The organism is Mycobacteroides franklinii (assembly GCF_001853795.1).
Taxonomy (GTDB): Bacteria; Actinomycetota; Actinomycetes; order Mycobacteriales; family Mycobacteriaceae; genus Mycobacterium; species Mycobacterium franklinii.
Genome location: NZ_MLIK01000019.1, coordinates 2,162,003 through 2,175,691, shown reverse-complemented (window position 1 = coordinate 2,175,691; position 13,689 = coordinate 2,162,003). Strand labels below are relative to the sequence as shown.

At 63.2% G+C, this 13,689-nt stretch carries 15 protein-coding genes and 1 other RNA gene; 7 read left to right on the top strand and 9 right to left on the bottom strand.

What is annotated here, in order from left to right; translation table 11 throughout:
* Window positions 1–163: 163 nt before the first annotated feature.
* A complete protein-coding gene (locus BKG76_RS18015; RefSeq protein ID WP_236737608.1) occupies window positions 164–517 on the top strand; it encodes an NUDIX hydrolase in 354 nt (117 codons plus the stop codon).
* Between the two features lie 12 nt (window positions 518–529).
* Here the strand turns inward: BKG76_RS18015 and BKG76_RS18010 are convergent, their stop codons facing one another.
* The gene (locus BKG76_RS18010; protein WP_070938800.1) at window positions 530–2,173 is read right to left on the bottom strand and encodes an acetolactate synthase large subunit; all 1,644 of its coding nucleotides are present in this window, start codon (window positions 2,171–2,173) and stop codon (window positions 530–532) included.
* Between the two features lie 29 nt (window positions 2,174–2,202).
* Here BKG76_RS18010 and BKG76_RS18005 point away from each other — a divergent pair, with 29 nt between their 5' ends.
* The 3 genes from BKG76_RS18005 to BKG76_RS18000 all read left to right on the top strand — a co-directional run bounded on the left by BKG76_RS18005 (window position 2,203) and on the right by BKG76_RS18000 (window position 4,948).
* On the top strand, window positions 2,203–3,576 hold the full coding sequence (locus BKG76_RS18005; RefSeq protein ID WP_070938799.1) for an NADP-dependent succinic semialdehyde dehydrogenase: 1,374 nt from the start codon (window positions 2,203–2,205) through the stop codon (window positions 3,574–3,576).
* 63 nt (window positions 3,577–3,639) lie between these two features.
* The gene (locus tag BKG76_RS25560) at window positions 3,640–3,825 is read left to right on the top strand and encodes a DUF3263 domain-containing protein (RefSeq protein WP_407937663.1); all 186 of its coding nucleotides are present in this window, start codon (window positions 3,640–3,642) and stop codon (window positions 3,823–3,825) included.
* Between the two features lie 247 nt (window positions 3,826–4,072).
* A complete protein-coding gene (locus BKG76_RS18000; RefSeq protein ID WP_070938798.1) occupies window positions 4,073–4,948 on the top strand; it encodes a cellulase family glycosylhydrolase in 876 nt (291 codons plus the stop codon).
* 83 nt (window positions 4,949–5,031) lie between these two features.
* Here the strand turns inward: BKG76_RS18000 and ssrA are convergent.
* Window positions 5,032–5,400, bottom strand: a transfer-messenger RNA (tmRNA) gene (gene ssrA / locus BKG76_RS17995).
* 123 nt (window positions 5,401–5,523) lie between these two features.
* Between ssrA and BKG76_RS17990 the strand changes: the two genes are divergently transcribed.
* Window positions 5,524–6,093, top strand: coding sequence for a hypothetical protein (locus tag BKG76_RS17990; RefSeq protein ID WP_070938797.1), 570 nt, complete (start codon window positions 5,524–5,526; stop codon window positions 6,091–6,093).
* A 93-nt stretch (window positions 6,094–6,186) separates the two neighbouring features.
* On the opposite strand, the gene BKG76_RS17985 is transcribed toward BKG76_RS17990, so the two are convergent.
* Both BKG76_RS17985 and BKG76_RS17980 read right to left on the bottom strand, forming a co-directional pair.
* Entirely contained in the window at window positions 6,187–7,749 is a 1,563-nt protein-coding gene (locus tag BKG76_RS17985; protein ID WP_070938796.1) for a phytoene desaturase family protein, read from the bottom strand.
* Between the two features lie 54 nt (window positions 7,750–7,803).
* Window positions 7,804–8,409, bottom strand: coding sequence for a TetR/AcrR family transcriptional regulator (locus BKG76_RS17980; protein ID WP_070938795.1), 606 nt, complete (start codon window positions 8,407–8,409; stop codon window positions 7,804–7,806).
* Between the two features lie 81 nt (window positions 8,410–8,490).
* Here BKG76_RS17980 and BKG76_RS17975 point away from each other — a divergent pair, with 81 nt between their 5' ends.
* A complete protein-coding gene (locus tag BKG76_RS17975) occupies window positions 8,491–8,955 on the top strand; it encodes a DUF2834 domain-containing protein (protein WP_070938794.1) in 465 nt (154 codons plus the stop codon).
* A 10-nt stretch (window positions 8,956–8,965) separates the two neighbouring features.
* On the opposite strand, the gene smpB is transcribed toward BKG76_RS17975, so the two are convergent.
* Genes smpB through ftsE form a run of 3 tightly spaced genes read right to left on the bottom strand, consistent with a single transcriptional unit; the run spans window position 8,966 to window position 11,034 of the window.
* Complete coding sequence (gene smpB / locus BKG76_RS17970) at window positions 8,966–9,445, bottom strand: SsrA-binding protein SmpB (RefSeq protein ID WP_070938793.1); 480 nt, start codon at window positions 9,443–9,445, stop codon at window positions 8,966–8,968.
* Complete coding sequence (gene ftsX, locus BKG76_RS17965; RefSeq protein WP_070938792.1) at window positions 9,442–10,344, bottom strand: permease-like cell division protein FtsX; 903 nt, start codon at window positions 10,342–10,344, stop codon at window positions 9,442–9,444. The genes smpB and ftsX overlap by 4 nt, the downstream gene beginning before the upstream one ends.
* On the bottom strand, window positions 10,345–11,034 hold the full coding sequence (ftsE, locus tag BKG76_RS17960) for a cell division ATP-binding protein FtsE (protein ID WP_070938791.1): 690 nt from the start codon (window positions 11,032–11,034) through the stop codon (window positions 10,345–10,347).
* A gap of 128 nt (window positions 11,035–11,162) precedes the next feature.
* Between ftsE and BKG76_RS25175 the strand changes: the two genes are divergently transcribed.
* On the top strand, window positions 11,163–11,414 hold the full coding sequence (locus tag BKG76_RS25175; protein WP_070938790.1) for a hypothetical protein: 252 nt from the start codon (window positions 11,163–11,165) through the stop codon (window positions 11,412–11,414).
* Between the two features lie 124 nt (window positions 11,415–11,538).
* On the opposite strand, the gene BKG76_RS17950 is transcribed toward BKG76_RS25175, so the two are convergent.
* Together BKG76_RS17950 and prfB are read right to left on the bottom strand one after the other, a co-directional pair.
* Window positions 11,539–12,576 carry a mechanosensitive ion channel family protein gene (locus BKG76_RS17950; RefSeq protein WP_070938789.1) on the bottom strand — a complete coding sequence of 346 codons (1,038 nt, stop codon included), beginning with the start codon at window positions 12,574–12,576 and terminating at the stop codon, window positions 11,539–11,541.
* Window positions 12,569–13,672 carry a peptide chain release factor 2 gene (prfB, locus tag BKG76_RS17945; protein ID WP_070938788.1) on the bottom strand — a complete coding sequence of 368 codons (1,104 nt, stop codon included), beginning with the start codon at window positions 13,670–13,672 and terminating at the stop codon, window positions 12,569–12,571. The genes BKG76_RS17950 and prfB overlap by 8 nt, the downstream gene beginning before the upstream one ends.
* Between the last annotated feature and the right edge of the window lie 17 nt (window positions 13,673–13,689).

Here is a 13,689-nt window from a genome sequence, read left to right as displayed (position 1 = left end):
CTTCACGTTCGGGATCCCGGCGGGATGGATGTCGCCGACGACGCCTTCGTGGCGGCGGCATTTGAGGTCTGACGGTTTCTATGCTGGCAACGTGAGCAGGAGCGAAACCATGCCGACCATACGGGTCAGTGCCGTCATACTGCGCGACGATCGAGGAGCGGTTCTGACCGTCCGTAAACGCGGGAGTAGTCGGTTCATGTTGCCCGGCGGGAAGCCCGACCCTGGTGAAAGCGCCGCGGAGACTGCCGTGCGCGAGGTCCGTGAAGAGCTCTCGATAGATCTGGAACCCGCCGCACTGCAACCGATTGGAGTCTTTCGGGCCGCGGCCGCGAACGAACCCGGATTCGATGTTGAGTCAACGGTGTTCGCGCATCCGCCGGTACCGGTCAGTCAACCCGCCGCCGAAATCGAAGAACTGCGCTGGCAGTTGCTCGACGAGCCATACCCGACAGATCTGGCGCCGCTGCTCACAGAACACGTGCTTCCCATCCTGTCCGGGAAGCAACCGCGACCATAGCCGCGACAGTTACTACAGCGTCGCGTCCAGTTGCCCCAGCCGGTCGGTAAGTCTCAGATTCTCTGAGTAGTCAACCGGGCAGGCGATCAGTGAAACGCCATCATCGTCAAGAGCGGCTTGCAACGTCGGCTGTAATTGGTCCGCGGCGGTAATGCGATAGCCCTTGGCTCCGAAGCTCTCCGCGTAGGAAACGATGTCGGGGTTGGTGAACGAGACATGATGGTGTTCGCCAAGTTCGAGGTCCATCTTCCATTCGATGAGCCCGTAGCCCCCGTCCTCCCAGATCAGCACCACCAGCGGAATCCGCTCGCGTACGGCAGTCTCGATTTCCTGCGAGTTCATCAGGAATGCCCCGTCACCCGCGACGGCGAGCACCTTCGCGTCGGGACGGGCCAGCTTGACACCGAGTGCTCCGGGCAACGCGAAACCCATGGTGGACAAGCCATTGGACACAAGACAGGTGTTGGGTTCGTAGGTCGGGTAAAGACGCGCCATCCACATCTTGGTGGCGCCGGTATCGACAAGCACGATGTCACTGCGCCCCAGGGTGGCCCGGATATCGGCCACGATCCGCTGTGGCGCCATGGGAAATCGTGAATCCTGCTGTCCCCGAGCGAATTCCTCGACCAGCAAGGCGGATCCGGGAGCGGACTTGCAGTCGAACCGATGTCCGGCGAGGTCGTCGGTGAGCGCGTTGACCGACGCGCTGATATCGCCGATGATTCCCACCGACACCGAGTAGTGTGCATCGACTTCGGCCGGGAACCTATGGATGTGGATGATCTCCTTGTCACCGAGCGGGTTGATACGGACGGGGTCGAACTCTTGCAGCTCATACCCCACCGCGACAATCACATCGGCGTGCTCAAAGCCGAAATTGGCGTAGTCGCGCCGCATGAAACCAACTGTCCCCATGCTATTGGGGTGATCATCGGGCATCGCGCCCTTACCGTGGAAGGTGTTGGCCACCGGCACGCCGAGCTCCTCGGAGAACCGGATGAGTGCTGCGGTCGCATTGCCACGGGCGGCGCCGTGACCGGCCAGCACCACCGGCCGATGCGCCCGCCGCAGGATATCGACCGCCCGTTGCACCTGGCCGGCCATCGGCGCCTCGGCGTGTACCACATTGCGCGGCAGCGGATTCAGTTCATAATCGGCGCCATCAGCGTCGATATTTTCCGGCACCGCCAGAAAGACGGCCGCCGGCCGTTCGGTCTCCGCGAGTTTGAAGGCCTTGCGGAACATTTCCGGAATCGCGCGGGCGGTGGGAACACCGTCCGCCCAGCGGGTAATCGGGCGGAACATCGCCACCAGGTCCACATACTGATGAGATTCCTTATAAGCCCGGTCCTGCCCCACCTGGGCTGAGATCGCGACTAGGGGCGTGCTGTTTGTCGATGCGTCGGCGACTCCCAGCTGCAGGTTGATTGCCCCGGGACCCAACGTGGCGGATACCACCCCGGCACGCCCGGTGACCCTGCCATACATTTCCGCCATGAATGCCGCGCCCTGCTCATGACGGGTAAGGATGTAGCGGATGTCCGATGCCGCGAGTGCCTGGATAAACCGGATGTTCTCCTCCCCCGGTATCCCGAAGACCACGGAGACACCCTCGTTTTCCAAACACTTCACCATTAATTGGGCAGCTGTGCTCATCTTTCCTACGGTAGTGGCACGCTAGAGACATGCCTATCGCAACGATCAACCCGGCCACCGGAGAGACGATCAAAACCTTCGTACCAGCGTCCGATGTGGAAATCGACGCTGCCATCGGACGCGCACACGAGCGGTTCAGGCAGTACCGCACAACAAGTTTCGCCGAACGCACGGCCTGGGCGGTAGCTACCGCCGGTCTCCTGGAGGCGGAGGCCGATGATGTTGCCGCCCTGATGACGCTGGAAATGGGCAAGACTTTGGCCTCGGCTAAGGCCGAGGTACTCAAGTGCGCCAAGGGATTCCGGTTCTACGCACAGCACGCGCAATCCATGCTCGCTCCGGAATCGGCAGACGCGTTTGCCGTCAAAGCATCACAAGCCTACGCCCAGTACCAACCCCTTGGGGTGGTACTGGCGGTGATGCCGTGGAACTTCCCCCTCTGGCAGGCGGTGAGGTTCGCGGCTCCGGCACTCATGGCGGGCAATGTGGGCCTGCTCAAACATGCGTCGAATGTGCCGCAGTCCGCGCTGTACCTCGCCGATGTGATCGCTCGCGGCGGTTTCCCCGACGGCTGCTTCCAGACGCTTCTGGTGCCGGCCGGTGCGGTTGAACGGATTCTGCGTGATCCGCGAGTGGCGGCCGCCACGCTCACCGGAAGCGAACCAGCGGGGCGCTCAGTGGCCGCGATTGCCGGCGATGAAGTGAAACCCACCGTGCTGGAACTGGGCGGCAGCGACCCGTTCATCGTGATGCCGTCGGCGGACCTTGAGCAGGCGGTATCGACCGCGGTCACGGCCAGAGTCCAAAACAACGGCCAATCCTGTATCTCCGCGAAGAGATTCATCGTCCATCGCGATATCTACGATGACTTCCTGTCGCGCTTTGTCGAGAAGATGGCTGCCTTACGCGTCGGCGACCCCACGGACCCGGCCACCGACGTCGGGCCCCTGGCCACCGAGCAGGGACGCGACGAGGTCGACAAGCAGGTCCAGCAGGCCGTCGCGGCCGGCGCCACCGTCCGCTGCGGCGGCGTACGCCCGGACGGCCCAGGGTGGTACTACCCACCGACCGTCATCACCGATATCACCCAGGACATGCCAATATTCGGCGAAGAGGTGTTCGGTCCGGTCGCCTCGGTCTACCGCGCAACCGACATCGACGAAGCGATCGAGATCGCCAACGCCACATCTTTCGGCCTGGGCTCCAACGCCTGGACACGCGAAGAAGCCGAGCAACAACGCTTCATCAACGAGCTCGACGCCGGACAGGTCTTCATCAACGGTATGACGGTGTCCTACCCGGAGGTCCCCTTCGGCGGCATCAAACGCTCGGGGTACGGCCGCGAACTCTCGGCCCATGGCATCCGCGAGTTCTGCAATATCAAGACGGTCTGGATCGCCTGAATCTGCCCGACGCTAAACAGAAGACCCCCCGAACATTCGGGGGGTCTTCTCCGAAGTACTTGAATTCGAATACATTTAGCGGCACGCCGACGGATCGACGATGAGGCCATCCGATCGAAGTCCGGCCGCACTCCAGACCGGTGCTACCAGCAGTTGAACCGGATCCTTGACGGCGGCGACGCGTTGAAAGATGACCCAATCACCGTCAAGAGGCCGCGCAGAATCGAGCTGCGAAACGGCCGTGAGTGATCTTCAAGTCATGTACATTCCCCTGGTCATTTCAAGATCGCGGGGAGGCGGGGGACATGAAGCCCACCATCTATGCAGTAGTCGAGACTCTGGCCACGGGAGTAACCCTCTCTGTGGCAACGCCTTTCGCCGCAAGCGCGGCGAAATTTGGCCACCGCGCCGCCAATCCTCGAGCCAGATGCGGGCGCTCAGTCCGACGATGTCACCTACCGCCAAGACATGCGCGCACCGAAGAAAGGGAACTGATGTGACCATCGGTATCAACCAGAGCAATCTGTGCCAGTTGTCGGCATCCAATCTGGCGACCACACTGGACGGCATTGCCGCGATGGGCTTTACCACGGTGCGATTCGCGGTCGACTGGGGTTATCTGAGCAACTTCCTCGGCCAGACCAACTACGCCCCCGTCCAGAATGTGAAGAACGCGCTGACCGCCCGCGGCCTGACCCCCATGCCTTGCCTGGGCATCCACTATCCGTTCACTCACAGCGCCAGCGCGTTCGGAAACTTCGTGAACAAATGCACGCAAATCTTCGGCAGCATTCCGTACTACGAGGTGTGGAACGAACCCAACCTCATCGCGTTCAACATCGGCAGCCCGGCGACCTACGTGGCGTACCTCAAGGCCGCGGCGCCGAAGATCAGGGCCGTTGGGGCACAGGTCATCTCAGGAGGTATGGCGGCCTACCCGACCTTCCAGTCGAACCGGTCCCCGGTGGACTGGCTCAACGGCATGTACGCGGGCGGCGAGAGCGGCGACTACGACCTGCTGGGCTACCACCCGTACAGCATCAAGGACGACCAGAACGCCACCTTCGTGGACCCGCGGACAACGCCGTTCGGCATCGCGCAGATCAGCGCGCTCAAGGCTGCGCAGGCGTCCAAGGGAGACTCCCGGCCGATGGCCTTCACCGAGGTCGGCTACATCACACCCGCCAAAGTCAGCCTGGCGGACGCGTCCGACTGGCTGACATGGCAACTGGCCAATGAGGATCCCACCAACCCGCCCACGTGGTTCTTCTGCTACCAGGACACGGCCGGCGATGGCGGTGGCTACGGGATCAGGGACAGCTCAGGCGCAGCCAAAGGCGTGTACTTCGACACGGTCGCTGCCATGGTGTAGCCCGGCCCGAGACGAGCGGGCATTGCGGCCGCCGTCGGACCCCTGAAAACAGAAGACCCCCCGAATATTCGGGGGGTCTTCTCTTGTGGAGCTGCCGGGAATTGAACCCGGGTCCAACGGCCGTTCATTAAGGCTTCTCCGTGCGCAGTTCGCTGTGTCTCTACTCGGATCTCTCAGTCACGCGAACAAGCCGAGATGACGATCCCAGCCGCTGTTTGATGTCCCGGTGACTTCCGCGGCCGAAGCCACCGGTTGATCCCGCTAGCTGATGCCAGGGTCCGGGCCGCGGGAGGTCCCGGTCTGACAGACACGCAGTCGCTTAGGCAGCGAGTGCGTAGTCGCGCTGATGAGAATCGGCGCTTAATTGGTTGCAATGACGCTTACGGTGGTCTCTTGCCTGCACCGGCACGCTTCCCTTAAGTCGAGACTCGCTGTCGAAACCTTTCAGCCCCGTCACCCCACCGACCTTCGGTGGGACACTCCATCGTACCGCCGTATATCCACGAAGCCACCGAATTACCCGCCCACCCCACGGTAGCGTCAGCCAAACGTCGCCAACTTCGGGAGTCATCACCATGCGCATGCTGCTGATCACCTGTGTCTCCGTTACGGCGGGCGCAACCGTATTCGCTGGTCAAGCCTCCGCGGATCCGCCGGTGCCCAACCTTGACGGCTACGCACCGGTCGAGGCCACCGCCTTTGAGACCTACTCCGCCTATGCGACCTCGGGTGTGCAGTTCCTCACTCCGGACGGACTGCACTGCCGCATCACCGCCAACTCCCGCGCCACCGGCGTCGACGGAGCCTGCTGGGGCAAGCTCCCCGGTGTGACGGGCGACGAGAACTTCGCCACGGTGTCGCTCAATACCTCTACCGCGAGCCTGAGCCACATGCCGGACCTGGGCCAGCAGGAGATCATCGCCCGACCCGACGCCTCCCCCGCCGGCCCGGCATCCATCGACCCCAGCGTCTATCGGCCGCTGGCGCCCGGACAGAAAATCACCTACGGCCTCAAGGGCACCGACAAGGTGATCACATGCGGCATCAGCGAGCAGCACGAGACGATCTGCGTACTGCCCAACAATTTCTCCGGCGGCGGTCCGCACGGATTCGTGCTGTCCCCCGCCGTCAGTCGCGCCTTCTAGCCTCGTCGTCGAAACCGACGTTGTGGCGACAAAATGCGAGACGAATCCGCCACAACGTCGGTCTCGACGAGAACGGAGAGGGCACGCAGGGAGCTAGCGCGCGTCCGCCAACACTTCCACCGCCGCGTTGTATCCGGGGATGAAGGAAATTGCCGGTCCTCCATGACATCCCGCGCTCCCCAGGTACAGGCCGCCGACAGGCAACGGTTGGTCGCGGTATCCGCGCGGCCCCGGCCTGTTGATACCGATCTGGTCCGCGTGCACCAGCCCGAAGCAATAGTCACCGCCCGGCGCACCGAACATGGCGCCCATGTGCCGCGGCGTGAACGTGGTGTGCCGCAGCACAACGTCCTCGAAATTGGGGGCCAGCCGGGAGATCTTATCGATCACCCGCTGCCCCATCTCCGCCTTCATCTCGCCATAGCTGGCATGCCCGGCCTCCACCGGAAACCACAGCGCGAATGCCGAGGCCGCGTACTTGCCCTCCGGCGCCAGCTGTACGTCATGCAAGGACGGAATCTGAAACACCACCGCAGGATCAGCGGGCACGATCCCCCGTCGACAGTCTTCCCATTGCGCCTGCAGCTCTTCCGGCGTGCTGTACATCCCTACCGTCGACAGCAACCCCGGATCGTTCAGGATCTCGTAGGGCGCGACGAACTCCGGTAGCGCGTCGAGCGCGAAGTGCATTTGTAGATAACTGCCACGGTGATCCACCCGCGCGAATCGGTCACGCTGATCTGATGGGACAGCCGAAGAATCCAACATCTCCACGACGGTGAGATCGGGTGCGACACACGAAACAACCACCGGCGCGGTAATTGTCGATCCATCTTCCAAGGCGACGCCGGTCACCCGACCGCCCGACGTGAGGATCTGGGTCACCTTGCTACGGAGTCGAACCTCACCGCCGTGCGCAACCAATCGAGCATGCAGATGCGATGTCAGTGCACCTATGCCACCACGCAGCTTCTTCATCTGCAGCGCGGTCGCGTCCGGCATGGCCAACCCGAACGCGAGCGCCGCGGCGCTACCCGGGGTTTCCGGGCCGCGGTAGGTCATGTTCAGCGCCAGGAACGCCAACATGCCGCGCAGCACACCGTGCTTCTCTTTGTCGGGGAAGTAACGGTCCAGCACGTCGGTCACCGATCCGAACAGCATCTCGTTGATGCTTGACCGCTCGAATTCGTTTGTCGCGCAGGCATACATCTCATCAAAAGTCTTTGGGGGCTGCCCCACCTCGAAACGCCCCAGCGCCCTGGTCGGCGCCTGACTCCAGGCCATGATCCCCGCCATGCCGTTGACCGCCTCGGCCCCGTGCACGTCATTGAGATGGGTCAACAACTTCATCGGGTCGCTGTAGTAGATCAGCGGATCGTCGCCAATCCCCCTGAGCGCCACCGAAACGACATCCAGGTCGACCGCCGGCAGGGTATCGAGGCCAAGGTCGCGACTCAAAACGGCGGACGTCGGAAACTGAACCGATCCGGCAATCTCGAATCGGTATCCGTCGAACAGCTCCACCGTCGAGGCCATACCGCCGGCATACAGCTTGGCGTCCAGGCACACCGTGTGTAGCCCTGACTGCTGCAGTTTCGCCGCGGCAGTCAGACCGTTGTGTCCGGCACCGATCACGATCGCTTCGAAGTCCGCCATCACCCCACGCTGGCACGGCTCGTCAAGTTTTGTCAATAGTGACAAAACTTGACGTCAGGAAATATCGCCGATTCCTGCCTTCAACGAGTCCAGCGCGGTGCGACTCAGCCGCGCAAGCTCATCGGGCGAGCGATCCTCGCCCAGCATCCACGCGTCCATGGCACCGAAAACCGCCGCCGCGATACAGCGCGCTGTCACGGTATTGCGCAGCCGCACATCAGGATCCGTATCGCCGCCACCATCACGCACGAGATGCTCCTCGATCACCTCGGCGAACTCGGCCTCCACCTGCCGGATGTGCCGCACGATGCGCGCCCGATCGAGTTCCTGGTTACGCAGCGTCGCGATCTTGACCACCGCATCGACGTCATAGGGAGCACTGAAGATCGCGGACTCCACCGATTCGAGGATGGGCTCACCCGGCGACCGCGCATCCAAGGCGTTGCGGAACCATTCCAGACCGAGGTCGTAGTCCATGAAGAGCAGATCGTGTTTGGACTCGAAATGGCGATAGAAGGTTCGCATCGAGACGCCCGCGTCCGCGGCGATCTGCTCCACCGAGGTGCCCTCTATGCCCTGGCCGAGAAAGCGAACCACCGCGGCCTGCCGAAGCGCCGCACGAGTCCGTTCGCTACGCACAGTCTGGGCAGGTCTGGCCATCCTCGAAAGGTACCCCACGTACGACCAGCCACAAGTTATGTCACTATTGACAAAACTTGATGCCACTGCGAGGCTCCCGACATGGTGTCGCTCATCGTCCACGCGATCCTGGGAATCGCCGTCATCGCGTTCATCGTTGCCGCGAACCGGTCGATATTCGCCCGGCCCGCAACGGGTCCCGCCGTATCGCTGCTGGAGGTCGTCTACTACGTCGTCGGCATCGCGTCGGTTGTGCTGGGGTGGTACTTCAACATCCGATACGTCGCCGAGTACCACGTGTCCAACCCCATAACGGGCTGGGTCGACTACATCAAATTGATGTTCGCCAATCCCGCGGCAGGCTCGGCCGGGCAGGATTACACGATCGGCAACGTGATCCTGTTGCCGCTCATGACGATCATCGACGGATATCGCCGCGGCATTCGGCGCCCATGGCTCTATTTCGTATCCAGTCTGTTCACCAGCTTTGCCTTTGCGTGGGCTTTCTACCTGGTCACGGTGGAACGGCAACGCAGACACCAGATGACGCGCGCCGTAGCCGCGTAATCCGTTCGGGTCACATGCCCTTGGCGCGCCGCCCCAGCTCACGGGTGATCTCGCGCGAGGCGTCCCGCTTGGCGATGTCCTGGCGTTTGTCGTGTGCCTGTTTACCGCGCGCCAAGGCCAGCTCCACCTTGACCTTGCCGTCCAGGAAGTACAGCGATAGCGGCACGAGCGTGAGGTTGCCGTCGCGGACCTTGCCGACCAGCTGATCGATCTGCGCCCTGTGCAGCAACAGCTTCCGGTTCCGCAGCGGTGCGTGGTTGGTCCAGGTTCCGTGGTCGTACTGCGGGATGTGTAGCGCGCGCAGCCAGACCTCGCCGTCATCGATGGTGGCGAAGGCGTCTACCAGGGATGCCTTGCCCTCACGAAGAGTCTTGACCTCGGTGCCCACCAGCTGCACCCCGGCCTCATAGACGTCGAGGATCGAATAGTTGTGCCGCGCCTTGCGATTGGACGCGATGATCTGGCGCCCGTCGGTCGGTTTCTTACTCATCGCCGGACATACAAACGAAGCGTCACATAGGCGGTCACACCGGCGAGCAGGATGCCCAGAGCCGCCATCTGGATGGCCGCGAGGAACACGTCACCGTAGGTGATCGGTGCCACCAGGTTGGCCTGAATGAACTGCTGCAGAGCCCCATTGAGAATGGTCACCCGTGCGATGATCAGGCCGATGACCGCAAGCGCCACGCCGGCGAGCGCCGCGATGACCGCCTCCAACAGGAACGGCAACTGGGTGTACCAGCGGGTGGCACCCACCAAACGCATGATGCCCACCTCCGTACGCCGGGTGTACGCGGCCACCTGAACCATGTTGGCAATCAACAAGACCGCACCCACGGCCTGAATCAGCGCGATCATGAACGCCGCGTCACGCAGGCTGTCCAGGACGGCGAACAGCCGGTCGATCAGGTCCTTCTGGTTGAGTACACCGCGGACACCGGGCTTGCCCACGAATGCCTCGTCGAAGTCGGCATGCTTCTCGGGGTCCTTGAGCTTGACGATGAACGAGGCCGGGAACGCGTCCTTGCTGACATCCTTCATCAGATCCTGGAACTGCGGCAGCCGCCGTCCCGCGTCCGCGTAGGCATCCTCACGGTTCACGAAGCGCACCGACTTGATATCGGAACGCTTTTCGATCTCGTCACGCAGACCCTTGCAGATATCACTGCTGCAATTGGTGTCGCTGGCCGACAGATCTTCGGTAAGGAAGATCTGCGTCTCGACGCGGTCCAGGTAGATGGCCTTCGAGTTTTTGGCCAGCGATATCACCAACAGACCACCGCCGAACAACCCGATCGCGATGGCAGTCGTGATGATCATCGCCACCGTCATCGTCACATTGCGGCGCAGGCCGGTGAGGACCTCGTTGAACAGGAATCCAAAACGCATTTATCGATCCACTCCGTAGACACCGCGCTGCTCGTCGCGGATCAGCTTGCCCAGTTCCAACTCGATCACACGCTGCCGCATCGAGTCGACGATGTGATGGTCGTGTGTCGCCATCAGCACGGTGGTGCCGGTGCGGTTGATCCGCTCCAGCAGCGCCATGATGTCCTCACTGGTCTCGGGGTCCAGGTTTCCGGTCGGCTCGTCGGCCAGCAGCACCAGCGGACGGTTCACGAAGGCCCGCGCGATACCGACGCGCTGCTGCTCACCACCGGAGAGCTCCGACGGCAGGCGGCTCGCCTTGCCGGTCAGGTTCACCATCTCCAGTACCTCGGGCACGATCCGGTTGATGATGTCGGTCTGCTTGCCGATCACCTCAAGTGCGAAGGCGACGTTTTCGTACACCGTCTTCTGCTGCAGCAGCCGGAAGTCCTGGAACACGCAGCCGATGGTCTGCCGCAGGTGCGGGATCTCCCGGCCCCGCAGCTTGTTGACGTGGAACTTGGAGACCCGGACCTCGCCCTTGGTCGGCAGCTCCTCACCCAGCAGCAGACGCATGAATGTCGACTTGCCTGAACCCGAAGGACCGATGAGGAACACAAACTCACCCTTGTCGATCTCGAGGCTCACGTTGTCCAACGCGGGCCGAGCCGACGATTTGTAGAGCTTGGTTACCTTTTCGAGGCTGATCACGGCACGCCAGTGTAGCCGGGAAAACCGTGATCACCGTGAGGACGCACTAGGGCACGGGGTTCGGAGCAGGCGGCGGAGGTGCGCCCGGCAGCGGCGGAAGCTGCGGCGGGACCAGCCAGGGCGGCAATATGCCCGGCGGCGGAGGCGTTGTCGTCGTCGGGGGTGTCGGCGGCGCGCCGCTGGGCGTCGACGTCGGGAACGTCGTCACGATCGTGTTCGTCTGCTCGGTCGACGTGGTGGTGGTCGGTGTGGTCGTCGTCGGACGCCTCGTGGTGGTCTGCACCGGCCTCGGCGTGGACGTCGTGACGCTGGGCGTCGGCACCCAGGTGTACCCCGGCGGCGGCTGCGGCGGCGCAGGCTCAGGCCGCGTGATGTCGTAGAGCCAGCTCGCGGCGATGAAAGCGAGGATCAGCACAACGGTCGACGTCCTGACCCGCACCTTCTCGCGGAGCTTTTTGGCGCGGGACAGCACCTTCTCCCAGAACGGCTCCTGGCGGGATTCGCTCATGTGAGCTCCTCCGCCTTCACAATCGGCTGCGGCTTGGTATCGACACCCTCTTTGTCGTTCTTGGCTTCGTCGCGCTTGGCGTCGCGTTTGAGCTCGCCCGAACTCGACGACGACATCGTCCGCACCGTCGGGCGGCTATCCCCTACCAGTGCGACACCTGCCTTCGCCAGCGCGGCGATCACCTTGGCCCGCATCCGGCGCCCCACCTCGAACTGCTTGCCCGGCAGTGTTCGCGCCACCATGCGCACGTTGACCCGGTCCACCTCGATGCTCTCCACACCCATGAGTGACGGGGCATCGAGCAGCAGCTGCGAAAGGTCGCGGTCCACCAGCGCCTGCTGGCACACGTCGTACAGCACATCATTGACCCGAGCCAGGTCGACGCTCGTCGGCACCGGGATGTCGACGACCGCGCGGGCCCAGTCCTTGGAGAGGTTGACCGCCTTGACGATCAACCCGTTGGGAATGGTGATCACCTCGCCGTCGCCCGAGCGCAATTTGGTGACCCGCAGCGTGACCTCCTCGACGGTCCCCCGCGACTCCGTGGTTTGCCCCTGCACGTACAACTCCACCAAATCACCAAAGCCGTACTGCTTTTCGGTGATGAGAAAGAATCCACTCAAGAGGTCCTGGACCACGCGCTGCGCACCGAAACCCAGTGCACCACCGAGCACCGCGGCCGGACCTGCCAAGCCGCCGATCGAAATACCCAGCACCCCAACGACGTGCACGGTCGTGATGACGACGACCAGCACCACAACGATCCAGGAAACCACCGAGGCCAGCGCCTGACGGTGCTTGCTGGCCTCCGAACGCACCAGCGCGTCGCTTTGCGTGAACGAGCGATCCAACCGTCGGGTGATCTTCTGAGCACCCCAATTGATGAAGCGGACCAGGATCATCGCACCGAGGATGGCGATGACGATGCGCAGCCCATTGTCGAGCAGCCAGCGTCCAATCTGGCTGGACCAGAAGGAATTCCAGCGTTCTGCTAGGCGAAGGCTCGCCGCACTGAATTCGGCGGCTTTAATCATCGCGCCTGTTGCGCCACCGGATCCCCGCCTCGAGGAATCCGTCGATGTCCCCGTCGAGCACTGCCGCGGGATTGCCCACCTCGTACTCAGTGCGGAGGTCCTTGACCATCTGATACGGCTGCAGCACGTAGGAGCGCATCTGCGTACCCCATGAGCTGCCGCCATCGCCCTTGAGCGCATCCATCTCGGCGCGCTCTTCCTGCCGTTTGCGCTCCAGCAGCCTGGCCTGCAGCACGCGCATCGCGGCGACCTTGTTCTGCAGCTGCGACTTCTCGTTCTGGCAGGTGACGACGATGCCAGTCGGGATGTGCGTGAGGCGAACCGCGGAGTCGGTGGTGTTCACCGACTGGCCGCCCGGGCCGCTCGATCGGTACACGTCAACGCGTAGATCGCCTTCGGGGATCTCGATGTGATCGGTCGTCTCCACCACCGGGAGTACCTCGACATCGGCGAACGAGGTCTGTCGCCGGCTTTGGTTATCGAACGGACTGATGCGCACCAGGCGGTGTGTGCCCTGCTCCACCGACAAGGTGCCGTAGGCGAAGGGGGCATGCACGGCGAAGGTCGCGCTCTTGATGCCCGCTTCTTCGGCATAGGAGGTGTCGAACACCTCGACCGGGTATTTGTGCGCCTCGGCCCAGCGGATGTACATGCGCATGAGCATTTCGGCCCAGTCCGCGGCGTCCACACCGCCGGCGCCAGACCGGATGGTGACCACGGCCTCACGCTCGTCGTACTCGCCGGACAGCAGGGTCCGGACCTCCATGGCCTCGATGTCCTCGCGCAGCTTGGCGCGGTCGGCATCGGCCTCCGCGACAACGGACGCGTCTTCGGATTCCTCCGCGAGCTCGTAGAGCACCGGCAGATCGTCGAGCCGCTGCCGCAGGGCCTCGACGCGCCGCAGCTCACCCTGTGCGTGCGAGAGCTGACTCGTCACCTGCTGGGCGCGCGCCTGGTCATCCCACAGGTTGGGGTCGGCGGCGGCTTCTTCGAGCGTCTTGATCCGGGCACGCAGGCCATCGACGTCGAGCACCCGCTCCACCGTGGTGAGAGTCGTGTCGAGGTCGGCGATGTCGGCTTGGCAGTCCAGATCCACAACTGTTCAGGCTACCG